General features: G+C 72.6%; 22 protein-coding genes and 1 tRNA gene. 11 read left to right on the top strand and 12 right to left on the bottom strand.

Annotated elements, in window-relative coordinates:
- Positions 1–123: 123 nt before the first annotated feature.
- The 7 genes from ACZ56V_RS32710 to galU all read right to left on the bottom strand — a co-directional run bounded on the left by ACZ56V_RS32710 (position 124) and on the right by galU (position 5,761).
- A tRNA-Ala gene (locus tag ACZ56V_RS32710) sits at positions 124–197 on the bottom strand.
- 55 nt (positions 198–252) lie between these two features.
- Positions 253–1,518, bottom strand: a complete 1,266-nt coding sequence (gene sepX / locus ACZ56V_RS32705; protein ID WP_468947278.1) for a divisome protein SepX/GlpR — start codon at positions 1,516–1,518, stop codon at positions 253–255.
- A gap of 173 nt (positions 1,519–1,691) precedes the next feature.
- Positions 1,692–2,372, bottom strand: coding sequence for a GNAT family N-acetyltransferase (locus ACZ56V_RS32700; protein ID WP_398915806.1), 681 nt, complete (start codon positions 2,370–2,372; stop codon positions 1,692–1,694).
- Positions 2,369–2,908, bottom strand: coding sequence for a molybdenum cofactor biosynthesis protein B (locus ACZ56V_RS32695; RefSeq protein WP_398915552.1), 540 nt, complete (start codon positions 2,906–2,908; stop codon positions 2,369–2,371). Before ACZ56V_RS32695 ends, ACZ56V_RS32700 begins: the two co-directional genes overlap by 4 nt.
- Positions 2,905–3,417, bottom strand: coding sequence for a cyclic pyranopterin monophosphate synthase MoaC (gene moaC / locus ACZ56V_RS32690; RefSeq protein WP_398915550.1), 513 nt, complete (start codon positions 3,415–3,417; stop codon positions 2,905–2,907). The genes ACZ56V_RS32695 and moaC overlap by 4 nt, the downstream gene beginning before the upstream one ends.
- 86 nt (positions 3,418–3,503) lie before the next feature.
- Complete coding sequence (gene glp / locus ACZ56V_RS32685) at positions 3,504–4,853, bottom strand: molybdotransferase-like divisome protein Glp (protein ID WP_468947276.1); 1,350 nt, start codon at positions 4,851–4,853, stop codon at positions 3,504–3,506.
- A gap of 5 nt (positions 4,854–4,858) precedes the next feature.
- Entirely contained in the window at positions 4,859–5,761 is a 903-nt protein-coding gene (galU, locus tag ACZ56V_RS32680; RefSeq protein ID WP_398915547.1) for a UTP--glucose-1-phosphate uridylyltransferase GalU, read from the bottom strand.
- Positions 5,762–5,854: 93 nt separating this feature from the next.
- Here galU and ACZ56V_RS32675 point away from each other — a divergent pair, with 93 nt between their 5' ends.
- The gene (locus ACZ56V_RS32675; protein ID WP_398915545.1) at positions 5,855–6,469 is read left to right on the top strand and encodes a 5-formyltetrahydrofolate cyclo-ligase; all 615 of its coding nucleotides are present in this window, start codon (positions 5,855–5,857) and stop codon (positions 6,467–6,469) included.
- Positions 6,470–6,539: 70 nt separating this feature from the next.
- Here the strand turns inward: ACZ56V_RS32675 and ACZ56V_RS32670 are convergent, their stop codons facing one another.
- Positions 6,540–9,350 (bottom strand): penicillin acylase family protein, encoded by a 2,811-nt coding sequence (locus tag ACZ56V_RS32670; protein WP_468947273.1) that lies wholly within the window; start codon positions 9,348–9,350, stop codon positions 6,540–6,542.
- 306 nt (positions 9,351–9,656) lie between these two features.
- On the opposite strand from ACZ56V_RS32670, the gene ACZ56V_RS32665 reads away from it, so the two are divergent.
- The 6 genes from ACZ56V_RS32665 (at position 9,657) to mscL (ending at position 15,378) form a co-directional block, all read left to right on the top strand.
- On the top strand, positions 9,657–11,198 hold the full coding sequence (locus tag ACZ56V_RS32665; RefSeq protein WP_467379684.1) for a potassium/proton antiporter: 1,542 nt from the start codon (positions 9,657–9,659) through the stop codon (positions 11,196–11,198).
- A gap of 248 nt (positions 11,199–11,446) precedes the next feature.
- Entirely contained in the window at positions 11,447–12,712 is a 1,266-nt protein-coding gene (locus ACZ56V_RS32660; protein ID WP_467379682.1) for an MFS transporter, read from the top strand.
- 67 nt (positions 12,713–12,779) lie between these two features.
- A complete protein-coding gene (locus ACZ56V_RS32655; RefSeq protein ID WP_104631807.1) occupies positions 12,780–13,103 on the top strand; it encodes an FmdB family zinc ribbon protein in 324 nt (107 codons plus the stop codon).
- A 100-nt stretch (positions 13,104–13,203) separates the two neighbouring features.
- Positions 13,204–14,091: an S-methyl-5'-thioadenosine phosphorylase gene (locus ACZ56V_RS32650; RefSeq protein WP_468947271.1), complete on the top strand. Its 888-nt coding sequence runs from the start codon at positions 13,204–13,206 to the stop codon at positions 14,089–14,091.
- 225 nt (positions 14,092–14,316) lie between these two features.
- Entirely contained in the window at positions 14,317–14,796 is a 480-nt protein-coding gene (locus tag ACZ56V_RS32645) for a hypothetical protein (protein ID WP_398915804.1), read from the top strand.
- 111 nt (positions 14,797–14,907) lie between these two features.
- Entirely contained in the window at positions 14,908–15,378 is a 471-nt protein-coding gene (gene mscL / locus ACZ56V_RS32640) for a large conductance mechanosensitive channel protein MscL (RefSeq protein ID WP_104631805.1), read from the top strand.
- 16 nt (positions 15,379–15,394) lie between these two features.
- On the opposite strand, the gene ACZ56V_RS32635 is transcribed toward mscL, so the two are convergent.
- Positions 15,395–15,571 carry a hypothetical protein gene (locus ACZ56V_RS32635; protein WP_398915537.1) on the bottom strand — a complete coding sequence of 59 codons (177 nt, stop codon included), beginning with the start codon at positions 15,569–15,571 and terminating at the stop codon, positions 15,395–15,397.
- A 109-nt stretch (positions 15,572–15,680) separates the two neighbouring features.
- On the opposite strand from ACZ56V_RS32635, the gene ACZ56V_RS32630 reads away from it, so the two are divergent.
- The 4 genes from ACZ56V_RS32630 to ACZ56V_RS32615 all read left to right on the top strand — a co-directional run bounded on the left by ACZ56V_RS32630 (position 15,681) and on the right by ACZ56V_RS32615 (position 20,378).
- Positions 15,681–16,913, top strand: a complete 1,233-nt coding sequence (locus tag ACZ56V_RS32630) for a low temperature requirement protein A (protein WP_398915802.1) — start codon at positions 15,681–15,683, stop codon at positions 16,911–16,913.
- A 96-nt stretch (positions 16,914–17,009) separates the two neighbouring features.
- A complete protein-coding gene (locus ACZ56V_RS32625; RefSeq protein WP_468947269.1) occupies positions 17,010–18,053 on the top strand; it encodes a P1 family peptidase in 1,044 nt (347 codons plus the stop codon).
- Between the two features lie 183 nt (positions 18,054–18,236).
- Positions 18,237–19,460 (top strand): L,D-transpeptidase, encoded by a 1,224-nt coding sequence (locus ACZ56V_RS32620; RefSeq protein WP_468947267.1) that lies wholly within the window; start codon positions 18,237–18,239, stop codon positions 19,458–19,460.
- 168 nt (positions 19,461–19,628) lie between these two features.
- The gene (locus ACZ56V_RS32615; RefSeq protein WP_356359311.1) at positions 19,629–20,378 is read left to right on the top strand and encodes a DUF6227 family protein; all 750 of its coding nucleotides are present in this window, start codon (positions 19,629–19,631) and stop codon (positions 20,376–20,378) included.
- 24 nt (positions 20,379–20,402) lie between these two features.
- Here ACZ56V_RS32615 and ACZ56V_RS32610 read toward each other — a convergent pair whose 3' ends face one another.
- The 3 genes from ACZ56V_RS32610 to ACZ56V_RS32600 form a co-directional block, all read right to left on the bottom strand.
- Positions 20,403–22,508, bottom strand: coding sequence for a PTS fructose transporter subunit IIABC (locus tag ACZ56V_RS32610; RefSeq protein ID WP_468947265.1), 2,106 nt, complete (start codon positions 22,506–22,508; stop codon positions 20,403–20,405).
- A gap of 139 nt (positions 22,509–22,647) precedes the next feature.
- Positions 22,648–23,595, bottom strand: coding sequence for a 1-phosphofructokinase (pfkB, locus tag ACZ56V_RS32605; RefSeq protein WP_104631798.1), 948 nt, complete (start codon positions 23,593–23,595; stop codon positions 22,648–22,650).
- Positions 23,592–24,353 carry a DeoR/GlpR family DNA-binding transcription regulator gene (locus ACZ56V_RS32600; protein WP_104631797.1) on the bottom strand — a complete coding sequence of 254 codons (762 nt, stop codon included), beginning with the start codon at positions 24,351–24,353 and terminating at the stop codon, positions 23,592–23,594. Before ACZ56V_RS32600 ends, pfkB begins: the two co-directional genes overlap by 4 nt.
- Between the last annotated feature and the right edge of the window lie 279 nt (positions 24,354–24,632).

Below are 24,632 nucleotides of genomic sequence, written 5' to 3'. Positions count from 1 at the left end.
CGGGCCTCGGCGCCACGGGACGGACGAGCCCGGGGCCGAGGCGCCGGGGCCGGGAAGCGGACCGGGGAACGACGAAGGTCCCGTCCGATCGTGATGATCGGACGGGACCTTCGTCAATGTGCGTGGACCTGAGGGGATTTGAACCCCTGGCCCCCTCGATGCGAACGAGGTGCGCTACCGGACTGCGCCACAGGCCCTTGCAACGAGTGAAACTCTAGCACCCCGCCCGGCCTGCTCAAAAATCCCTTCCGGCTACTCGTTGGCCGCCCGGGGACGGTCGCCGTCCTCGTACTGGTCGAAGAGCGGCGTGCGGCCCCGCTCCCTGGCCCGGCGGGCCGACGCGGCACGGCGGGCGTCGCTGCGGCCCGGGGTCTCCGGCCGCTCCTCGGCCGGTGCGGCCGCCGGGCGCTCCCGGTCCGGGTCGGCGCCCCGGGCGGCGGGGGCGGCGTCCTCCTCGTCGGGGGCGACGGCGCTGGAGCGGGCCGAGCTCCACGCGTCCGGCGCCGCGAGGTCCACGTCGGGCGTGGCGCGGGGGGCGACCGGGGCGGTGACGTAGGTGGGCAGGGGCACCGGGACCGGGTCCCAGCTGTCGCCCTGCGGGCGCCCGCGGCGTTCGCGCTGCTGGTCGACCCACTCGGCGTGGTCGGTCTGCTCGACCAGCGCCCGCCGGTCGGCCGCGAGCGCCGACATCCCGGCGCCGGGCTCCGCCTCGGGCCCCTCGTCCGGTTCCTCGGCGTCGAGGTCGCCGACGGTGCCGGGTGCGGCGGGGGCGGGCCCGCGCCGACGCGGGCGGGGGTCGCGGTCACGCAGTCGCTGTGCGGCGGCCTCGGCCTGACGGCGGTCCATCTGGAAGGCGAAGCGGCGGCGCTCCTGTGCGCGCAGATGGGCGATGTAGGCGCTGAGCAGCACCGCGGGCACTCCTGGTGCCCACAGGAACGCGAGCCCGCCGACCGCCGCGACGACCGCGCCGAGCGTGAAGGCGAGGAAGAGCATCACGGTCGTACGCCGACGGCGTGCGAGCGCCTTGCTGCGCCGGGCCCGTGCCGCGGCCGCCGGTGAGACGGGTGCGCGCCGGGCCTGCGGCACCCGTGCCCGCGCCGGTGCCGCGCCGCTGCCGGCCGAGTCGCCGGGTTCCGGGGACGGTCCGGGTCTGGGGTCGCGCTCGGGTCCGCCGGTCTGCGGGCGGGCCGTTTCGGGCCGCTCGGCCGCCTGCCGCGGCGGGGTGGGCCGGGTGTGGCGTCGGGTCCTGGACACGGCGAAGGCCCGGACGTCCACCGAGTCGGTGACGGCGTCCGGGGCGTCGGCGTCGGGCCCCGCCTCGTCGGCGGAGCGCGACCGCAGGTCCTTGGCGTACCGGCGCTCCATGCCCGCCCGTCCGGACAGGAGCCGGATGGCGGTGCTGAAGCGCTCCGTCGGACGGGCCTCGTTCAGCTCGTCCTGCCTACGGAGCCACATCGGCACCAAGTAGGCGGCCCAGGCCCCGACGATGACTGCGTAGATGAGGCCGCTGCTGCTCACGCCTCACACGGTAGAGGGGTTTGCGTGAGGCCATCCGCCAATTGAGCCGGTGTGTCGCACGATCTGGCTGATATTTCGAACTTTTCTTGTGACTGATCCGATCAGCCGACCACCAGGATCGCGAAATTATCCGCTTCCGGATGGTCGCGACCCGCTCAATTTCGAACGTTTATTCAATTCCGGGGACTGCCGGTGCCGCCGGGGCCGCCGGTCGTGCCGCTGTTCCCGGCGTTCGGCGCACCGCGGTGCCGTGACCGGTGCCATCGCCGCAGCATGCCTTCGGGAACCTCTTCCGCGGTGAGCGCGAAGACGAGGTGGTCCCGCCAGGCTCCGTCGATGTGCAGATATCGCGGCCTGAGGCCCTCCTCGCGGAATCCGAGTTTCTCCACGACCCGGCGGCTGGGCGCGTTCTCGGGGCGAATACACACCTCGACGCGATGCAGTCCGACGGTGCGGAAACAGTGGTCCACGGCCATCGCCACGGCCGTGGGCATCACGCCGCGGCCGGCCACCGCCTCGTCCACCCAGTAGCCGACGTGTCCGGAGCACATCGAGCCCCAGGTGATGCCGGCCACCGTCAACTGGCCGACCAGCCGCCCCTGGTACTCGATGACGAAGGGCAGCATCCGGCCCGCGTGGGCCTCGGACCTCAGATGCCGCACCATCTGCCGGTAGGTGGGCCGGTGCGCGATCGGGCCGCCGGGTCCGGGCGGTGGGATGGTGGCCTCCCACGGGCGCAGCCAGTCCCGGTTGCGCCGGTTGACCTCGCGCCAGCTCCGCTGGTCGCGCAGCCTTATCGGCCTCAGGACGATGTCGCCGTCCCTCAGCTCGGCGGGCCAGGAGGGGCTGTTCAGCTCGCACCCCCACCGCTGGCGGGTCTCGGGTGGTCGCCGCCGCGGAGCTGGTCCACGGCGTGCTTCAGCAGCGGCTCCAGCACGGCGAGGCCGTCCTTCACCCCGCCGGAGGAGCCCGGCAGGTTGACGATCAGCGTCCCGTCCGCCACTCCGGCCAGTCCCCTGGACAGCGCCGCGGTCGGCACCTTGTCGCGGCCGTACGCCCGGATCGCCTCCGCGATGCCCGGCACCTCGTAGTCGATCACCGCCCGGGTCGCCTCGGGGGTGCGGTCGGTGGGCGAGACACCGGTGCCGCCGGTGGTGACGATCACGGCGTAGCCCGCTTCGGCGCCCGCGCGGAGGGCGGCCTCCACGGGGTCGCCGTCGGGGACGACCCGGGGTCCGTCGACGTCGAAGCCGAAGCGGCGCAGCCCCTCGGCGATCAGCGGCCCGCCCTTGTCCTCGTAGACACCGGCGGCGGCCCGGTTGGACGCCGTGACGACCAGGGCGGCGTACGGCCCGAGGAGGGCCCCTCCTACGCCGTCGTCCAGCGTCATGACCTGGTCCAGTCGCCGGACTTGCCGCCCGTCTTCTGCTCCACCCGCACGTCCGTGATCACCGCTCCCTTGTCGACGGCCTTGACCATGTCGACCACGGTGAGCGCGGCGACGGAGACCGCGGTGAGCGCCTCCATCTCGACGCCCGTGCGATCCGTCGTCCTCACCGTGGCGGTGATCTCCACGGCGTCGTCCGCGACCGACAGGTCCAGTTTCACACCGGACACCGACAACGGGTGGCACAAGGGGATCAGGTCGGGGGTGCGCTTGGCGCCCATGATGCCCGCGATCCTGGCGGTGGCCAGCGCGTCGCCCTTCGGCACACCCTCGCCGCGCAGCAGCTCGACCACGCGGGGCGCGACGAGGACGCGTCCGGTGGCGCGGGCGGTGCGTGCGGTCACGTCCTTGCCGGACACGTCGACCATCCGGGCGGCGCCCGCTTCGTCGATGTGCGTCAGCCGGCCTTGCGGGTCCTGTCCGCTGCTCGGCGGTCGGTCCTGCGTACTCATGCTTGTGTGGCGCTCCCGGTCCTGGCCCGGCGCGGTGCGGCGCGTGGGCCTGCTGTGCGCGACACGGTACCGCCATCGGGCTGCGCTCAGCCGAGCAGGACCACCTCGACCTCGGCGCCGGGCTCCACGGACTCGGTGTCCTCGGGGACGACGATCAGCGCGTTCGCGTGCGCGAGGGCGGCCACGAGGTGGGAGCCGGAGCCGCCGACCGGGGTGACCGATCCGTCGGCGTGGCTGCCCCGCAGGAACTGCCGGCGGCCCTTCGGCGAGGTCAGTGCCTTGTCCGCGGCCAGGGACGCGGTGACCGTCGGGCGGTGCACGTCGGGCAGGCCCATGAGGGTGCGGATCGCGGGACGCACGAACAGCTCGAAGGAGACGTATGACGACACCGGGTTGCCGGGCAGGGCGAGCAGCGGGGTGTGGTCGGGGCCGATGGAGCCGAAGCCCTGGGGCTTGCCGGGCTGCATGGCGAGCTTGCGGAAGTCCACGCCGCCGCCGGGCTCGTCCTCGTCGCCGACGTGCGCCAGCGCCTCCTTGACCACGTCGTACGCCCCGACGCTCACGCCGCCGGTGGTGACCATCAGGTCGGCGCGCACCAGTTGGTCCTCGATGGTGGACCGCAGGGTCTCGGCGTCGTCGGCGACCGCGCCCACCCGGTAGGCGATGGCGCCGGCGTCGCGGGCGGCCGCGGTGAGGGCGAAGCTGTTGGAGTCGTAGATCTGACCGGACGCCAGCTGCTCGTCGGGCTGGACGAGTTCGCTGCCGGTGGAGAGCACCACCACACGCGGGCGCGGGCGCACCCGTACCGTGCCCCGGCCGATCGCGGCGAGCAGGCCGATCTGCGGCGGGCCGAGGACGGTGCCGGCCGCCAGGGCGCGGTCGCCGGAGCGGACGTCGCTGCCCTGCGCGCGGACGTGCGCGCGTGCCTCGGCCGGCCGGTACACGTGGACGTGGCCCTCGGCGCCCTCCGGGGCGTGGCTGCGGGCGCGCATGCCCGCCACGGGGCCCTCGCCGAGCCCGCCGTCGGTCCACTCGACGGGGACGACGGCCTCGGCGCCGGGCGGGAGCGGGGCGCCGGTCATGATGCGGGCGGCCTGGCCCGGGCCCACCGTGATCAGGTCGGCCTGGCCGGCGGCGACGTCCCCGACGACCTCCAGGACGGCGGGGAACTCCTCGCTGGCGCCCGCGACGTCGGTGACCCGCACCGCGTACCCGTCCATGGAGCTGTTGTCGAACGGCGGCAGGGAGAGCGGCACCGTGATGTCGTCGACCAGGACGCACCCCTGGGCGTCGAGCAGGTTCAGCTCGATCGGGTCCAGGGGGCGGACGGTGGCGAGGACGTCGTCCAGGTGGTCCTGCACCGACCACAGCCGGTCCGGGCCGGGGCCCGCGGCGGCGTGGTCGTGGCCGGTGGCACGGTGTGCGCTGCTGCTCAACGTCCTTACATCTCCTCGGCTACGTAACTGCGAAGCCAGGTCCGGAAGTCCGGGCCCAGGTCTTCACGTTCGCATGCGAGTCTGACAATGGCACGCAGGTAGTCGCCGCGGTCGCCGGTGTCATAGCGGCGGCCCTTGAAGACGACGCCGTGCACCGGGCCGCCCACGGACTCGTCGGCGGCGAGCTGCTGGAGGGCGTCGGTCAGCTGGATCTCGCCGCCCCGGCCGGGCTCGGTCTTGCGCAGTATGTCGAAGATGTGCGGGTCGAGGACGTAACGGCCGATGATGGCGTAGTTGGACGGGGCGTCGGCCGGGTCCGGCTTCTCGACCAGTCCGCCGACCTTGACGACGTCGCTGTCCTCGGTGCTCTCCACGGCCGCGCAGCCGTAGAGGTGGATCTGCTCCGGCGCGACCTCCATGAGGGCGATCACACTGCCACCGTACTGCTCCTGGACGTCGATCATGCGCTGCAGCAGGGGGTCGCGCGGGTCGATGAGGTCGTCGCCGAGCAGGACCGCGAAGGGCTCGTGGCCGACGTGCGGGGCGGCGCACAGCACGGCGTGGCCCAGGCCCTTGGGGTCGCCCTGGCGGACGTAGTGCATCATCGCGAGGTCGCTGGACTCCTGGACCTTGGCCAGGCGGCCCGCGTCGCCCTTCTTCTGGAGGGCGGACTCCAGTTCGTAATTGCGGTCGAAGTGGTCTTCCAGGGGGCGCTTGTTGCGGCCCGTGACCATGAGGACGTCGCCGAGGCCCGCGGCCACGGCCTCTTCGACCACGTACTGGATCGCCGGCTTGTCGACGACCGGCAGCATCTCCTTGGGAGTGGCCTTGGTGGCCGGCAGGAACCGGGTACCGAGACCGGCTGCTGGGATGACAGCCTTGCTGATCCTGGGGTGGGACTGAGTCATGCGCGCCACCATATCCGGTGCCTATAGGGAGAATCTGTGACTCGGGATCATAGGCGCTCATATGAGCGCATTAGCGCGGTACGGGAGTCCCCGATGTCTCATCTCGGCCCTGTGGACGAACCTGACAAGCGGACGTTGCGGCGGGGTTTCCTCGCGGCGAGGAACAGGTTGACGCCGGACGACCTGCGAGAAGCCGCCCAGGCGCTGGCCCGGCGGGCGCTCGGGCTGCCGGAGGTGGCGGGGGCGCGCGCGGTGGCGGCGTACGTCTCCGTGGGCGCCGAGCCGGGCACCCTCGCGCTCCTGGACGCGCTGCGCGCGCGGGGTGTGCGCGTCCTGCTGCCCGCACTGCTGCCGGACAACGACCTGGACTGGGGCGAGTACACCGGGGAGGACTCCCTCGCGCGCGTGCGGCACGGCGGACGGATGGAGCTGTACGAGCCCGCCGGTGAGCGTCTGGGGCCGGACGCGGTGACGCGCGCGGACGTCGTGCTGCTGCCCGGGGTCGCGGTGGACGGCCGCGGCCTGCGCCTGGGGCGCGGTGGCGGCTCGTACGACCGGGTGCTGGCGCGGCTGGAGGCGGCGGGCGCGCGTCCCGCGCTGCTGGTGCTGCTGTACGACGGGGAGGTCGTCGCGCACGTCCCCGCGGAGCCGCACGACCGGCCGGTGGACGCGGTGGTGACGCCGTCGGGGGTGCGCAGGTTCCGCTGACCGCCGGGCGGAGACGGGAAACGGCCTCCACGCGCGCGTGGAGGCCGTTTCCCGTGCTACCGGTGCGGGGCTACGGCTTGAGCACCAGTGTGTCGCTCGTGCTCTCGTCGACGGCCTTCCTCGAGAACGACCACGGCAGCAGTTCGCCGTTCGCCCACTTGTCGGTCTGGTCGGTGTAGTGGGCGCTGTAGGCGTGTCCGGAGGCGCCTGTGAGGTTGATCCAGCGGGACTTGTCGAGGTCGCCGAGGTTGACCACCATCCGCATGGACGGCACCCAGATCACCCCGTAGCCGCCGGCCGCGTTCCAGCCGGAGGCGTTGACCGCCGCCTCGCCGCCGCTGAGCTTCCAGGGGCCGCGGTTGAGGGCGTACTTCAGGAAGCCGGGGCCCTCGGTGCCCAGGGTCTGGTTCTTCAGGAACAGGCGGTGCAGCCGGCCCCAGTTCCAGGTGTCGATGTCCTTGCCGAGCTTGGCGGTCAGCTCCCAGCGGGCGTCGATCATGGCGCGCTTGAACAGGTCGTCACGGTTGTGGTGGGCGCCCTTGCGGGTGCCCGAGGCGGGCGTCGTCCACCAGTCGCTCTTGGGCTTCTCCATCAGCGTGCGGACCACCTCGAACCAGCGGTCGCCGCCGTCCGGCTGCGCCTGGCCGGCCTCGCGCTGGCCGCACTCGCGGACCTTGTTGGTCTCGTCCGCCGGGCCGGTGGTGTTGACCGGGTCGACCCACAGGCACTGGCCCTCGGCCCGCAGCTCCTTGGGCAGCTTGTTGCCGAAGGCGAGCTTGAGGATGTTGCGCCAGACGGCGTTGAAGTAGGCGGCGGCGGCCGAGTCGGCGTCCTGGGTGTAGTCCCAGCCCTCCAGCAGCTTCTGCGCCTCGCGGACGTCCTTGTCGGCGATGTCGATCTTCAGCAGCTGGGGCACGAGCAGCTTGGCCATCTCGCTGCTGTTGTCCAGCTGCATCTGACGCATGTCGTCGGTGGAGATCTTGCCGCCGTCCTTGATCTTCTGCTCGATCAGGGAGGTGATGCGCTGGCTGCGGGCGCCGTAGCCCCAGTCCGTGGTGAGCGTGTACGGGTACTTGTCCTCGTCGACGACGGCCTGGTTGGCGGTGACGATGTAGCCGCGATCCGGGTCGTACTCGTAGGGCAGCTCGTCCTGGTCGATGTACTCGCCGGTCCAGCGGTACTTGGAGTTCCAGCCCGGCGCCGGGACCGAGCCGTCGTGGCCCTCGGCGCGCACCGGGATGCGGCCGGGCAGCGTGTAGCCGATGTGCTCGCTGTCGGCGTAGACCAGGTTCTGCGAGGGCACGTCGAACAGCGCGGCGGCCTCGCGGAAGTCGTCCCAGTTCCGGGCCCGGTCGATCGCGAAGACGGCGTCCATGCTGGTGCCCGCGTCCAGCGCCGTCCAGCGCAGGGCGACGCCGTAGCCGTCGCCGCGGTCGGGGGCGGAGCTGTCGACGGTGGCCTTCTTGCCGGTCTTCACCAGCTCGTCGTCGCGGTCGGAGAGCAGGGGGCCGTTGTTGGTCTCGCGGACGACGATCTTCTTCGGATCGCCGCCGGCGACCTTGATGGTCTCCTCGCGCGTCTCGAAGGGGACCACCTTGCCGTCGTACTGGTAGCCCTCGCCGGTGATCTTCTCCAGGTAGAGGTCGGTGACGTCGGCGCCGGAGTTGGTCAGGCCCCAGGCGATCTCCTGGTTGTGGCCGATGACCACGCCGGGCATGCCCGCGAAGGTGTAGCCGGCCACGTCGTACCGGCACTTGTCGGAGACGGTGCGGCAGTGCAGGCCCATCTGGTACCAGACCGAGGGCAGGGACGGCGACAGGTGCGGGTCGTTGGCCAGCAGCGGCTTGCCGGTGATGGTGTGCTTGCCGGAGACGACCCACGAGTTGGAGCCGATGCCGTTGCCGTTCACACCGACGGCGGTGGGGACGTCGTCCAGGACGTCCTGGAGCCCGGACAGTTGCCCCTGGAGAGCGTTGCCGGAGCCGGAGCCGGACCCGGTTCCCGTACCTGTACCCGTGCCGGTGCCGGTGCCGGTGCCGGAGCCGGTGCCGGTGCCGTCGCCCTCCCCGCCGCTCGACGCGCCGCCGCCGTCGAACGTCTGCGTGAGGTCGTCGTACTGGCCCTCCTGGACGATCGCCTTGTTGCGGTCGTACGGGTAGGCCGGGTAGAGGTCGGCGATCTGCTTGGGCCCGAGGCGGCTGGTCATCAGCGCGCGGTCGACCTCGTCCTGCATGTTGCCGCGCAGGTCCCAGGCCATCGCCTTCAGCCAGGCCACCGAGTCGACCGGGGTCCACTCCTGGGGCTTGTAGTCGTTGGTGAACCCGAGGGCCGCGTACTCCAGGGAGATGTCCGCGCCGTCCTTGCCCTTCAGGTAGGCGTTGACGCCCTTGGAGTACGCCTGGAGGTACTTCTTGGTGGAGTCCGAGAGCTTCTCGTCGTACTCCTTCTTCGCCACCCGGTGCCAGCCCATGGTGCGCAGGAACTCGTCGTTGTCGATCTGGCTCTTGCCGAACATCTCCGACAGGCGGCCCGCGGTCATGTGCCGGCGGACGTCCATCTCGTAGAACCGGTCCTGCGCCTGGACGTAGCCCTGCGCCATGAACAGGTCCTCCTCGGTGGAGGCGTAGACCTGCGGGATGCCGTACCCGTCGCGCTTGACGTCGACCGGGCCCGACAGGCCGTCCAGCGTGATCGAGCCCTTGGTCTGCGGGAAGGAGGCGCGGACGGTGCTGACCGACCAGTACGCCCCGTAGGCGAGGCCGCCGATGAGGGCCAGGACCAGCACCAGGACGAGCAGCCGGCCCTTGCGCCCCTTCTTCCTGCCGGACGTCCGGGACGTGCCGGACTGGTGACCCGTGGAGGCGGTGGTGGTGGGGGGCATCGCTGTCCTTGCTGTCCTAACACGAGCGGCAGGGGCGGGCTGTGCTTCGTACGGAGGCTGAGCGCTGAGCGCCGAGCGCTGGAGCAACTGTAGGCGCAGACCCGGCGCCGCCTTGACGCGGAGTCGGGTACCGGGACGCACGAGCGTTCGATCTTGCCAAGCCGAGCGTCAAGAAAGCGTCAAGAGTTAGGTAAGGTAACGAAGTAGTTGCCCGCAGAGCACGGCGGATTCGTGTGCCATTAGGGGTGCGCCGGTGTACGCCTCGCGCGCCGAGCGGGCGCGCTCATCCGCGCTGAGCTTCATGCTGTGCGCCAGGGAAGGGAACGGCCGCTGACTGTCCACCACCTCAACCAGCTCCTGCTCGTCTGCTCGCTCGTCCTGCTCATCGCCGTGGCGGCGGTCCGGATCTCCTCGCGCAGCGGGCTCCCCAGCCTGCTCGTCTACCTGGCCATCGGCGTCGCCATGGGCCAGGACGGCATCGGCGACATCAAGTTCGACAACGCCGAACTGGTCCAGGTCATCGGCTACGGGGCCCTCGTGGTGATCCTGGCCGAGGGCGGGCTCGGCACGAAGTGGAAGGAGGCGAAACCGGCCCTCCCGGCCGCCTCCGCGCTGGCCCTGGGCGGGGTCGCGGTGAGCGTCGGCGTGACCGCGGCGGGCGCGCACTACCTGACCGGGCTGGAATGGCGGCAGGCACTGATCGTCGGGGCCGTGGTCTCCTCCACGGACGCCGCGGCCGTCTTCTCCGTGCTGCGCCGGATTCCGCTGCCCACGCGGATAACGGGCACGCTCGAGGCCGAGTCCGGCTTCAACGACGCCCCGGTGGTCATCCTCGTGGTCGCCTTCTCCACGGCCGGCCCGATCGAGCACTGGTACGTGCTCATCGGCGAGATCGCCCTGGAGCTGGCCATCGGCGCGGCCATCGGACTCGCGGTCGGCTGGCTGGGGTCCTGGGGGCTGAAGCACGTGGCGCTGCCCGCCTCCGGCCTCTACCCCATCGCCGTCATGTCGATCGCCATCGCCGCCTACGCGGCCGGCGCGATGGCCCACGGCAGCGGCTTCCTGGCCGTCTACCTCGCCTCGATGGTCATGGGCAACGCGCGGCTGCCGCACTGGCCCGCCACGCGGGGATTCGCCGACGGACTCGGCTGGCTCGCCCAGATCGGCATGTTCGTCCTGCTCGGCCTGCTGGTCACCCCGCACGAGCTGGGCGACGACATCCTGCCCGCCCTGGTCATCGGGCTGGTGCTCACCATGGTCGCGCGGCCGCTGAGCGTCGTGCTGTGCCTGGTGCCCTTCCGGGTGCCGTGGCAGGAGCAGGCCCTGATGTCGTGGGCCGGCCTGCGCGGCGCGGTGCCCATCATCCTGGCGACGATTCCCATGGTGGAGGGCGTCGCGGGCAGCCACCGCATCTTCAACATCGTCTTCGTCCTGGTCGTCGTCTACACCCTGGTCCAGGGGCCGACGCTGCCGTGGCTGGCCCGCCAGCTGCACCTGGGCAAGGGGGACGAGGCGGCCGACCTCGGCATCGAGTCCGCACCCCTGGAGCGGCTGCGCGGCCACCTGCTGTCGGTGACGATCCCCGAGGGCTCGAAGATGCACGGCGTCGAGGTCAACGAGCTGCGGCTGCCCACCGGGGCCGCCGTCACCCTCGTCGTCCGCGACGGGACGTCCTTCGTACCGCTGCCGACCACGGGGCTGCGCCGCGGCGACGAACTCCTGGTGGTCGCCACGGACCCGGTCCGGGACGCCGCCGAGGCGCGGCTGCGCGCGGTCGGCCACGGCGGCAAGCTGGCCGGCTGGCTGGGTACCGAAAGTACGGAAGACGCCCGCGGCAATCGCAGGTGACCGTACGAGGGGTGCCCCCTTTCACAGGCCGCACCCGTCCTGTCCCCTGTACGATGAAGGCCGCACCTGATCGAACCACCTCTGCCTGAAGCAGAGCTGGCGCGACCGTATGGCGGTCGGATCGCCCCCTCATCCACGTGGGCTCCGGCATCTACCGCAGTCCGCGCAAGTGGACAGCTCTCGGCGCTCCCGCACGACGACCACACGAAGCGGGGCTCGCGCTACCAGGCGGCAGAAAGGCACGGGCCGTGGCATCCACGGTCACCCGTCCGGGATACGGGCAGCTGCTGCGCACCCGCGGCGCCTGGACGTTCCTGCTCCCCGGCTTCGCGGCACGCCAGCCGTTCGCCATGCTCACGCTCTCCATCGTGCTGCTGGTGCAGCACACCACCGGCTCCTACGGCGTCGCCGGCGCCGCCGCGGCCGTCACCGGCGTCTCCATGGCCGTGTTCGCCCCGTACAGCGGCCGGCTCGCCGACCGCTACGGCCAGCGCGCCGTCCTGCTGCCCGGCGTGCTCGTGCACACGGCGTCCGGCCTGACCCTGACCGCCCTCGCGCTCACGGACGCGCCCCTGTGGGCGCTGTTCCTCGCGGCGGTGCCCACCGGTGCCTCGGTGCCGCAGGTCGGTCCCATGGTGCGGGCCCGCTGGGCGGTGACGCTCAAGGACTCCCCCCTGATGAGCACGGCGGCCGCCTTCGAGTCCGTCACCGACGAACTGACCTTCGTCCTCGGCCCCCTGCTGGCGACCGCCCTGTGCACCGCCGTCGACCCCGCCGCGGGCCTGGTCACGGAGGCCGCGCTCACCCTGGTGGGCGGCCTGCTGTTCGCCGCGCAGAAGAGCACCCAGCCGCAGGTCGGCGCCGCCGACGGCGGCCACGCGCGCGTGGAGCACGTTTCCGCCCTGCGGGTCCCCGGCGTGCGGGTACTGATCGTCGCCTTCCTGGGCATCGGTTCCGTCTTCGGCGGCATGCAGGTGTCGCTGGCGGCGTTCACCGAGTCGATCGGCGAGCCCGGTCTGAACGGCGTCCTGTACGGCGTCTTCGCGGCGGGCAACATGATCTCCGGACTGGCCTGCGGCGCCATCGCCTGGAAGGTGGCCCCGCGGCAGCGCCTCCTGGTCGGCTACGCCGCCCTCGCGCTGACCGCGTCCGGCCTGTGGGCCGCGCACTCGGTGCTCGTCCTCGCGGGCCTCGGCCTGCTGGTCGGCATGTGCGTCGCGCCCGCCATCGTCACCGGCTACACCCTGGTCGAGGGCCTGGTCCCGGCGGGCGCCCGTACCGAGGCCTTCACCTGGCTGACCGGCGCCGTCGCGCTGGGCCAGGCGGCGGCCGTGACCGTCGCCGGACAGCTGGAGGACCGGTTCTGGGACGGCGCCGGATTCCTGGTGCCGATGGGCGGCACGGTCCTGGCGCTGGCGGTCCTGGTGGCACTGCGCTCGCGGCTGGCGCCGCGGTCCCACGGCCGCACGGTCGCACGTGGTGTCGGTCACCGCGCGCCCGCCGCAGTGGACTGATCCCGAGGAATAGGTCACTATAGACCGTCGTTAGCACTCATCGAGTGAGAGTGCCAGGAGGAAGACAGTGCCGACGTACCAGTACCAGTGCACCGAGTGCGGCGAGGGCCTCGAGGCGGTGCAGAAGTTCACCGATGACGCCCTCACCGAATGCCCGAACTGCCAGGGCCGCCTGAAGAAGGTGTTCTCGGCGGTCGGCATCGTCTTCAAGGGCTCCGGTTTCTACCGCAACGACAGCCGCGGCAGCTCGTCGAGCAGTTCGCCGGCGTCGTCGTCCTCGAAGGCGGCCTCGTCCTCGGCTTCTTCGTCGTCCTCGGACTCGGGTTCGTCGTCGTCCTCGTCGTCCTCCTCGGGGTCCGGCAGCTCCTCCGCGGGCTCCACCGCCGCGTAGCACCCGCTTCTCACCGCCCGCGGGCCCCCTTCCTTACGAGACCCTGTCGTCGTCCGACGACGGGGTCCTCGGCGTGGTGCGGGGCGGTTAGGGTGCGGGCATGGCGAACAAGGTGACGGCCCAGAACGCGCAGGCCGAGAATGTGCAGCCCGAGAATGTGCAGGCCGAGATCGGTGTGATCGGCGGCTCCGGGTTCTACTCGTTCCTCGACGACGTCACCGAGGTCCGGGTGGACACCCCGTACGGGCCGCCCAGCGACTCCCTCTTCGTCGGTGGGATCGCCGGCCGGCGGGTCGCCTTCCTTCCCCGGCACGGCCGCGGCCACCATCTGCCGCCGCACCGGATCAACTACCGCGCCAATCTGTGGGCGCTGCGCTCGGTGGGCGCGCGCCAGGTCTTCGGCCCGTGCGCCGTCGGCGGCCTGCGCCCCGAGTACGGGCCGGGCACGCTGCTGGTGCCGGACCAGTTCGTCGACCGCACGAAGTCCCGCCCGTCGACCTACTTCGACGGGCTGCCGATGCCCGACGGCTCGGTGCCCAACGTGGTGCACGTGTCGCTGGCCGACCCGTACTGCCCCACCGGGCGGGCCGCCGCGCTGAAGGCGGCCCGGGGTCAGGACTGGGAACCCGTGGACGGCGGCACCCTGGTCGTGGTCGAGGGGCCCCGCTTCGGGACCCGTGCGGAGTCCCTGTGGCACCGGGCGCAGGGCTGGTCGGTGGTGGGCATGACCGGCCACCCGGAGGCGGCCCTCGCCCGTGAGCTGGAGCTCTGCTACACCTCGCTGACCCTCGTGACCGACCTGGACGCGGGCGCCGAGAGCGGCGAGGGCGTCTCGCACGAGGAGGTACTGCGGGTGTTCGCGGCGAACGTGGACCGGCTGCGGGGCGTGCTGTTCGACGCGGTGGCCGCGCTGCCGGCGACCGGGGAGCGGGACTGCCCGTGCGGGACGGCGCTGGGCGGGATGGATCCGGGGATCGCGCTGCCGTAGGGCCGGTGGGCGTGGACGGGATTTGGAACGACCCGTTCCGGTGAGGGAGTTGTCCACAACCGGTGGGTGATCCACGGGCTTCGGCGGGACGCGGCGAGAAGCCTCATCGTGGGAGCGCAAGCCGGTCCCTCGTCACAGGTGGTGGTCACCGTGTTCCGTCCCGCCCTGCCCTCCTCGGTCGCTTCCCCGCTTCCGCCCGGCACCGACGCCCCGCCCACCCGCGAGGTGCCGCACTTCGCGCCGGTGCGGGTGCGCGGCGGGCACCGTGCCCTGCACCGGCTCGTGGCGCACCGACGGCGTGCCCTGGCCGCCGGACTCGCGGTCACCGCCGCCGCGCTGGTGGCGGCGGGCCCGCATCCGGGGGCCGGCGGGCAGGACACGCGACGGGCTCGCGGACACCCGGTGGCCGATCCCGTGGGCGAGCGGCACGGCGCCCGGCTCGTGGCGGCGCCGGTGCGCATCGCCGACGCGGGCACGGTGCGGCTGCTCAGGCCGGGCGACCGGGTCGACGTCGTCGCGACCGGCGACGGCGGTGCGGGCGACGCCTCCGTGCTCGCGCGCGGGGTGCGGGTGACGAAGGTGCCGGAGCCCGTGGCGGATCCGTCGGCGGGCGGGGCGCTGGTCGTCGTCTCGGTGCCGCGCGCCACCGCCCACCGGCTGGTCGGCGCGGGTACCACGGAGCGGCTGGCGGTGACCCTGTGCTGAGCCGGTCAAGACGCTCGCTCGAGGGATCGGATTGGACAGGACGGCCCAACGCTGTCGTAGGTTGCGGAGCGTTTGGTTCCTACACCTGTTCAAGCGAGGAGTGCTCCCACCGTGAGCGAGAAGAAGGAGCCGAGCGTCTGGCAGGGCTTCAAGGCCTTCCTGATGCGCGGCAACGTCATCGACCTGGCGGTGGCGGTCGTCATCGGCGCCGCCTTCACCAAGATCGTCAACTCGGTGGTGGAGGGGGTCATCAACCCGCTGGTCGGGGCGTTCGGCACGCAGAGTCTGGACAGCTACAGCTCCTGTCTGAAGGGCCCGTGCACCGGGACCGGCGACAGCGCGACGGGCGTGCGGATCCTGTGGGGCCACGTGCTGGGTGCCACCCTCACGTTCCTGATCACCGCGGCCGTCGTCTACTTCCTGATGGTGCTGCCCATGTCGAAGTACCTGGCCCGGCAGGAGGCCCGCCGCAAGGCGAAGGAGAGCGCCGAGGAGGTCATCGAGGTCTCCGAGCTGGAGGTGCTCAAGGAGATCCGCGACGCGCTGGTCGCCCAGCGCGGTTCGGGGCACGACCGCTCGTAGCGCCCGCGCCCGCGGTTCACAGGTGGTGGGGCGGCTTCTCGTCGAGGAAGCGCTTCAGGTCGGCCGCGCTGTCGCCCTCGGGCCGCTCGCCCCAGCCGCGGTCGGTGTCGTCCGAGCTCTGCTGGTCCAGCGGATCGTCGAAGACCAGCGCGGGCCTGGGCGCGCGGTGCTCGGGTTCGGGGGTGGTACTCATGCTCCCAGGGTACGGCTCGCTCCGTGGGCGACGTCCCGTCCGCCCCGCTCGTCCCGGCGGAGGGGGTCCGCAAGCACATCCGCACCGTCTCTGCTGTGCTGGGAGCATGATGTCCAGTTCCTCCTCCACGAGCGCGCCCGCCGGGCCGCCGCCCGAAGGCCACCCTCCGGTGCGCCGGCTGAAAGCCCGCCACCGGCACGAACCGCACCGCGTCGCCACGCCGCTGGAGCTCTTCTTCGACCTCTGCTTCGTCGTCGCCATCGCCCAGGCGGGCGTCCAGCTGGTGCACTCCGTCGCCGAGGGGCACGCCGGCGAGGGCGTCCTCAACTACGCGATGGTCTTCTTCGCCATCTGGTGGGCGTGGATGAACTTCACCTGGTTCGCCTCGGCCTACGACAACGACGACGTCCTCTACCGGGTCGTCACACTGGTCCAGATCGCCGGTGTGCTGGTCCTGGCGGCCGGGGTCTCCCGGGCCTTCGAGGACCACGACTGGGTGGCCGTCGTCATCGGCTACGTGATCATGCGGGTCGCCCTGGCGACACAGTGGCTCAGGGCGGGCCGGTCCGCGGCGCCGCCGGAGAGCACCATGGCGCGGAGGTACTCGGTCGGCGTGCTGCTCTGCCAGATCGGCTGGCTGGGACTGCTGTTCCTGCCGGAGAGCGGCCGCGGCTGGCTGTTCCTGGTGATGGTGGTGCTGGAGCTGTGCGTGCCGGTGTTCGCCGAGCGCAAGCACCCGTCGTCCTGGCATCCGCACCACATCTCCGAGCGGTACGGGCTGCTCACGATCATCGTGCTCGGCGAGACCATCGCCGCGGCCACGGTCGCGGTGAAGTCGGGCATCGAGGAGAACGACGCGCTGGGCGAGGTGCTCCCGATCGCGGCCGGCGGACTGCTGATCGTCTTCGCGGCCTGGTGGATCTACTTCGTGGTGCCCGTCCACAGTTATCTGAGGTCCAGCCGACAGTCCTTCCTGTGGGGTTACGGCCACTACCTGGTGTTCGCGTCGGCGGCGGCGATCGGGGCGGGGCTGGAGGTGGCGGTGGAGCAGGCCGTGGGCAAGGCGCACATCTCCGCACCGGCGGCGTCGGCCGCGGTGACCCTGCCGACGGCGGTGTTCCTGCTCACGGTGTGGGCGTTGCACGCGCGGCACTTCAAGGTGGGCGTCGCCGAGCAGCTCGTGCTGCCGACGGCCGCGATCCTGGTGCTCGGCTGCACCTTCCTCGGCGCCGAGGCGGTGCTCGTGGCGGGGATCGTCCTGGCCCTGACCGTGGCGGCCGGGGTGGCGCTGACCGCACGGCGTACCGAGAGGGAGCGGCGCACGACGGCTCCGGCCGCCTGAGGCGGTGCCGGACCCCGCCGGGTCCCGTGTCGCCGTCGGTTCCCGCGTCGCCGTCGGTTCCCGCCCCGTCGCCGGTGGCTGGACGAGACTGGCGGTATGACAGTTGACGCATTGACGGATGTCGCCGGTCTGCTGGTGGGGCATGCGACGCGTGCCGGAGACGGGTGGCTCACGGGGACGACGGTGGTGCTCGCGCCGGAGGGCGGGGCGGTCGCCGGCGTGGATGTGCGCGGCGGCGGCCCCGGCACCAAGGAGACCGACGCGCTCGATCCGCGCAACCTCGTGCAGAAGGTCCAGGCGGTGGTGCTGACCGGCGGCAGCGCCTACGGGCTGGACGCGGCCTCGGGAGTGATGGCCTGGCTGGAGGAGCGGGGACGCGGGGTGCGGGTCGGTCCCGACCCGGCACACGTGGTGCCGGTGGTGCCCGCGGCCTGCGTCTTCGACCTGGGCCGCGGGGGCGACTTCCGGGCCAGGCCGGACGCGGCCACCGGCTACGCGGCGGCGGAGGCGGCGCACGCGAGCACGCCGGGCGCGCGGGTGGCCGAGGGGTGTGTCGGGGCGGGCACGGGCGCTGTGGTCGGCACGCTGAAGGGGGGTGTGGGCACCGCGAGCACCGTGCTGGACTCGGGGGTCACGGTGGCGGCGCTGGTGGTGGCCAACGCGGCGGGGTCGGCGACGGACCCGGAGACGGGGGTGCTGTACGGGGAGTTGTTCCGGGGCGGGCCGGTGGAGTACCCGGCGCCGGACGTCCACGGGGCCGCTGGGCGCCGGCTGGCCGAGGTCGCGGCGAGGAACGCGACGCCGCCGCTGAACACCACGCTCGCCGTGGTCGCCACCGACGCCGGCCTGTCCAAGGCGCAGGCGCAGAAGCTGGCCGGCACCGCGCACGACGGCATCGCCCGTGCCGTACGGCCCGTGCATCTGCTCAGCGACGGGGACACGGTGTTCGCCCTGGCGACCGGGGCGCGTCCGCTCGACGCCGGGCAGCCGCTCGCGCTGAACGAGGTGCTGGCGGCGGGCGCGGACGTGGTGACCCGGGCGATCGTGCGCGCGGTGCGGGCCGCCGACCCGGTGGACGGTCCGGGCGGGGCCTGGCCGTCGTACGGGGAGCTGTACGGCGAGGTGCGACGAGAGGGGTGAGGAGCGGCGCTCGCGGCGGCCTGCGGGGGTGTGTCCAGGGGCAGTTGACTCGGCCCCGTTGCGATTGTCCGGGTTTTGTCACGTGTCGGTGTTCCGGGCGGCCGGGGGGAACCCCACGGGTCCCCGGGCACCTCTACACGGCTGAAGCGAACACCCGCACCACACCCGAACCTGGAGCAGCCCGTGACAACGCCGGACATAGCCACGCGGCGCGTACTGGGGGCCTGTGCCGCCCTGGTGGTCGGCGCCCTCACCCTCACCGCCTGCGGCGGAAGCGCCAGCGCCGACGACGAGAAGGACGGCAGGGGCGGCGCCGGGTCCGCCGACACCTCGGTCGCGAAGCTCGTGATCTCGGCCAAGGACGGGTCGACCGGCGCCTCGATCAACTCGACCGGTGTGAAGGTCAGCGACGGCAAGCTGACCGAGGTGAAGATGACCGTCGCGGAGACGGGTGCCGCCGTGCCGGGCGCGGTGTCCGGCGACGGCGGCAGCTGGAAGCCGAAGGAGCAGCTGGAGCGGGGCACGAAGTACCGGATCACGGCGCAGGCGAAGGACGACAACGGCCGCACGGCCGCCGCCGACTCGGTCTTCACCACCGTCTCCCCGGACAACAGCTTCGTCGGCACGTACACCCCGGACGGCGGCAGCACGGTCGGGGTGGGCATGCCGGTGTCGTTCACCTTCGACAAGGCGATCAGCGACAGGAAGAGCGTGCAGTCGCACATCAAGGTCACCTCCAGCAGCGGGCAGGAGGTGGTCGGGCACTGGTTCGGCGGGCAGCGGCTCGACTTCCGGCCCCAGGAGTACTGGAAGGCCGGTTCCAAGGTCACGATGAAGATCGACCTGGACGGGGTGGAGGGCGCGAACGGCCTCTACGGCGTGCAGAAGAAGACCGTCACCTTCACCGTGGGCCGCTCGCAGGTCTCCACGGTGGACGTGAACACGCAGACCATGACGGTGGTGCGGGACGGCAAGACGCTCAAGTCGGTCCCGATCTCGGCGGGCAGCGCCTCGAACCCGACGTACAACGGGCAGATGGTGATCTCGGAGAAGTCCGAGCAGACCCGGATGAACGGGTCGACCGTCGGGTTCGGCGGCGAGTACGACATCCCGGACGTGCCCCACGCGATGCGGCTGAGCCAGTCCGGCACCTTCATCCACGGCAACTACTGGTACAACCGCGGCAATCCGCCCTTCGGCGCACAGGGCACCAGCCACGGCTGCGTCGGGCTGGCGGACGCCCAGGGCGCGCAGGGCGACACCCCGGGCAAGTGGTTCTACGACAACTCGCTCATCGGGGACGTCGTCATCGTCAAGAACTCCCCGGACGACACGGTCGCGCCGGACAACGGCCTCAACGGCTGGAACATGCCCTGGAGCGAGTGGACCGCCCAAAGCGCCGGCTGATCGGCCTGTGAGCAGGGAATTTTGACGGTTCGTCGGGTCGCGCGGAAACTTTTCGCGCGGCCCCCGCGTTTTTCGTGCGTACGTTTTCTCGGTTCCCGGACATGATGTCCGACCGAGGGGCTACGGTATGCACCCACAAGGTGACATGCAGCAACGCCGGGAGAAACCTTGAGCGTTCCGTACGAGACGGCAGCGTACGAACCACCCGAGTCGCCCGAGTCTCCGGAGGAGCACCTCATGCGGCTGCTCGGGCGTGCCCTGAACTCATTCGAGCTGCCCGACGAGACTTTGCGGCGACTGGACTGTGCGCTGGCGCACGACGGTTCGCTGCACTCCGCGCACCACAGCGCGGGGCTGCACCGCGAGACGTACCGGCACACCTGGCTGCTCGCGGACGGCTCGGCGCTCACGCTCTGGGAGCTGGTGCACAACACCGCCCCGGGCAGCGAGCCGCAGCACGAGGTCTACGTGGACGAGGAGGAGCTGCGCGCCGCCGGCTCCCGGCTGGCCCTGCCGCCCGACACCCCGGATTTCGAGCTGCCGGTGCAGGTGCAGCTGTCCCCCGTGCCCACCCCGCGCCACGCCTACGTCCCCGACGCCTCCGCGGACCACGCCCGCCGGCTGCTGCGCCGCGCGGAGAACGCGGACCGGCCCGACGCCGACCTCGCCGACCGGCTGTCGACGGCGTGCGGGCACCAGATCTCCCAGGCCTTCGGCGGTCCCGGCCGCGCGGGCCGCGCCCGGATCGGCTTCTCGCTCTACGAGCACGCGTTCCTGCTGCGCGACGGCGCGGAGGTCTCCCTGTGGGAGGTGGAGCACACGGCGACGCCGGACGGGCGCCACATGTGCGAGGTGTACGCCAGCGAGGACACGGCCCGCCGGGCGATGGAGCGGCGCGCGGCGCAGGTCTCCCCGTAGCGCGCCCCGCTCCCGTCCGGCCCGTTAGGCGGCCACCGGCCGCTCGGCCCCCGGCGTCGGGGCCGACGGGCCCGCGCCCCCGCCGGGTCCCTGGGCCGAGGTGCCCGTCACCGGTTTGCGCAGCCCCTTGAGGACGATCACCAGGGCCGTGGTGACGCAGACCCCGGCCGCGATGGCGACCAGGTAGAGCAGCGGGTTGCCGATCAGCGGGACCGCGAAGATGCCGCCGTGCGGGGCGCGCAGCGTGGCGCCGAAGGCCATCGACAGGGCGCCGGTGACCGCGCCGCCCACCATCGAGGACGGGATGACGCGCAGCGGGTCGGCCGCGGCGAACGGGATGGCGCCCTCGGAGATGAAGGAGGCGCCCAGGACCCAGGCGGCCTTGCCGTTCTCGCGCTCGGCGGCGTTGAAGAGCCGGCCGCGCACCGTGGTGGCCAGGGCCATCGCCAGCGGCGGGACCATGCCGGCCGCCATCACCGCCGCCATGATCTTCATCGCCGAGTCGCTGGGGCTGGCGACCGCGATGCCCGCGGTGGCGAAGGTGTAGGCGACCTTGTTGACCGGGCCGCCGAGGTCGAAGCACATCATCAGGCCGAGCAGCGCGCCGAGCAGGACCGCGTTGGCGCCGGACAGTCCGTTGAGCCAGTCGGTCATCCCGGACTGGGCGGACGCGATGGGCTTGCCGATCACGACGAACATCAGGAACCCGACGACCGCCGCCGAGACGAGCGGGATCACCACCACCGGCATGATGCCGCGCAGTGCCTTCGGTATCGGTACCCGCTGGATCGCCAGCACCACCGCGCCGGAGATCAGACCGGCCGCGAGACCGCCGAGGAACCCGGCGTTGATGGTCAGCGCGATCGAGCCGCCGACGAAGCCGGGGACCAGGCCCGGCCGGTCGGCCATGCCGTAGGCGATGTAGCCGGCCAGCACCGGGACGAGGAAGGCGAAGGCCACGCCGCCGATCTGGAACAGCAGCGCCGCCCAGCTGTCGGCCTGGGTCCACACGAAGTGGTCCATCACGGAGGGCGCCTTGTTGATCTCGTAGCCGCCGATCGCGAAGCCCAGGGCGATCAGCAGACCGCCCGCGGCGACGAACGGGACCATGTAACTGACGCCGGACATCAGCCACTTGCGGAGCTTGGTGCCGTAGCCCTCGCCGGACTCGCCGCCGCGCTCGACGGGCGTCGCGCCGCCGTCACCGCCCCGGCCGCCGGCGGCGGAGGCCGTGACCTCGCCGCGGGCCGCCTTGTCGCGGACCTCGCCGATCAGCTCGCCGGGCCGGTTGATGGCCGCCTTGACGCCGGTGTCGACGGTGGGCTTCCCGGCGAAGCGGTCCTTCTCGCGCACGGCCACGTCGTGGGCGAGGATCACGCCGTCCGCCGCCGCGATCACCGCCGGGTCGAGCCGGGTGAACCCGGCCGAGCCCTGGGTCTCGACGACGACCTCGACGCCCTCCTCGCGGCCCGCGTTCTCCAGCGACTCGGCCGCCATGTAGGTGTGCGCGATGCCGGTGGGGCAGGAGGTGACGGCGACGATCCGGAACGGGCGGTCGGGCCCGCCGGAATCCCGGCCGGTGCTGCCCGGGGCGGCCCCGGCGGAGGCCGCCGCCGGGACCGCCCCGGTGTCCGCGTGGTCCGCGGGCTCCTCGGGGGCACCGGCGTCCTCGGCCGGTGCCGGTTCCGGTTCCTCCCCGCGGATCAGCGCGGCGGCGGCCGCCGCGTCACCCGCCGAGCGCAGCGCGTCGGTGAACTCGGTGTTCATCAACTGCCGGGCCAGCGAGGAGAGGATCGTCAGGTGGGCGTCGTCGGCGCCCGCCGGAGCGGCGATCAGGAAGATCAGGTCGGCCGGGCCGTCCGCCGCCCCGAAGTCGACGCCGGCCGTGCTGCGCCCGAAGGCGAGCGTCGGCTCGGTGACGTGCTCGCTGCGGCAGTGCGGGATGCCGATGCCGCCGTCGAGGCCGGTCGGCATCTGCGCCTCACGGGCGGCCACGTCGGCGAGGAAGCCCTCCAGGTCGGTCACCCGGCCCAGGGCCACCATCCGCTCGGCGAGGGCGCGCGCCGCCGCTTCCTTGGTGTCGGCGGACAGGTCGAGGTCGACCAGGTCCGCGGTGATCATGTCGCTCATCGCGGGCTCCTTAGCTCGCGTATCGCCCGGAACGTGGGGTGAGGGGCGGGGGCGGGGAGGGGGACGGGGGCACAGCGGTGGGGGTCGGGGACGGCCCTGGGGAGGGAGCCGTGGGACGGGCCGCGGAAGGGACCGGGGTTCATGACGCCGGCTCCTTCAGCGCGCGGTTCACGGGCACCTCGGAGGTGACCGTGACGGCGGCCGGGTCCAGGTCGTGCGGCGTCGGCATCACGCTGCCGGGCAGCTGGACGGCGGCGGCGCCGTGCGCGACGGCCGAGGCGAGGGCGCCGGGGCCGGTGCCCCCGGCGACGAGGAAACCGGCGAGGGAGGAGTCCCCGGCGCCGACGTTGCTGCGGACGGCGTCCACGCGGGCGGTGCCGAACCAGGTGCCCGCGTCGTCCACGAGCAGCTGCCCGTCGGCGCCGAGGCTGGCGAGCACGGAACGCGCGCCCAGCTCCCGCAGTTCCTCGGCGGCCTTCACCGCGTCGCCGACCGTGGCCAGCGGACGCCCGACGGCCTCGGCCAGCTCCTCGGCGTTCGGCTTGACCACGTCGGGCCGCTCGCGCAGGGCCCGCAGCAGGGCCGGTCCGGAGGTGTCCAGGGCGATGCGGACCCCGGCGGCGTGCGCCCGGGCGACCAGGTCGGCGTACCAGGACGGGGCGAGTCCGCGGGGCAGGCTGCCGCAGCAGGCGATCCAGTCCGCGCCGGGCGACTGCCGCCGTACGGTCTCCAGCAGCAGTTCCCGTTCGGCCGGGGTGAGTTCGGGGCCCGGCGCGTTGATCTTGGTCAGGACGCCGTCGGCCTCGGCGAGCGCGATGTTGGAACGGGTGGGCCCGGTGATCGGCACCGGCGCGACCTCGATGCCCTGCGCGTCGAGCAGGTCGGCGACGAGTGCGCCCGGGGCCCCGCCCAGCGGCAGCACCGCCACGGTGCGCTGCCCGGCGGCGGTCACCGCGCGCGAGACGTTCACACCCTTGCCGCCGGGGTCGACCCGCTCGCCGGTGGCGCGGACGACCTCGCCGCGGTCGAGGGAGGGCACCTCGTAGGTGCGGTCCAGCGACGGGTTGGGGGTGACGGTCAGGATCATGCGCGTACTACTTCCGTGCCGGCGCGCTCGATGCCGCCCGCGTCCTCGGGGGTCAGTCCGTTGTCGGTGATCAGCAGGTCCACGTCGCTCAGGGCGCCGAAGCGGGCGAAGTGCTCCTGGGCGTACTTGGAGGAGTCGGCGAGCAGCACCACGCGCCGGGCGGCGGTCAGGGCGGCCCGCTTGACGGCGGCCTCGGCGAGGTCGGGGGTGGTCAGGCCGTGCTCCACGGAGAAGCCGTTGGCCGCCACCACGGCCACGTCGGCGCGGATCTCGCCGTACGCGCGCAGGGCCCAGGCGTCCACGGCGGCGCGCGTACGGTGCCGCACGCGCCCTCCGACCAGGTGGAGCTGGATGCCGGGGTGGTCGGCGAGGCGGGCGGCGATGGGCAGGCTGTGGGTGACCACGGTCAGCGAGGCCTCCGGCGGGATCGCCGCGGCCATGCGGGCCACCGTGGAACCGGCGTCGAGGATCATCGTGCCCTCGGCCGGCAGCTCCGCGAGGGCCGCCCTGGCGATGCGGTCCTTCTCGTCGGCGGCCGTGGACTCGCGCTCGGCGAGGTCCGGTTCGAAGTCGAGCCGCCCGGCCGGGATCGCTCCGCCGTGCACCCGGCGGAGCAGACCGGCGCGGTCGAGCGCCTTGAGATCGCGGCGGATGGTCTCCGCCGTCACCTGGAACTCCTCGGCCAGCGACACCACGTCCACCCGGCCGCCGTCCCGGGCGAGTCGGAGGATCTCCTGCTGCCGCTCCGGTGCGTACATGACCGTTCACCTCCGACCTGTGCCCGAACCTGTGGTTTCTCTGGGAGGCTACGCCCGGTTTTCCGGAAAGTAAACAGCAAGCAGAAGCATTCGGACTCAACCAGACATGAACGGGCATGTGTGGGTCGGAGACGGCCTGCAAGAGGGGCGGGGGGGGCGCGCCGCCCCCCGCCCCCCCCCCAGGGTCACCGCCCGCGACACCCCCCCCCAACCAAGAGGGGGGAGGTTCACATACCGGGGACCCCCCCCCACACCCCCTCCACGGGCGTGCATAGTAGA

This window comes from Streptomyces sp. NPDC034099 (genome assembly GCF_055575415.1).
This window is presented reverse-complemented; position numbering and strand designations above follow the sequence as displayed.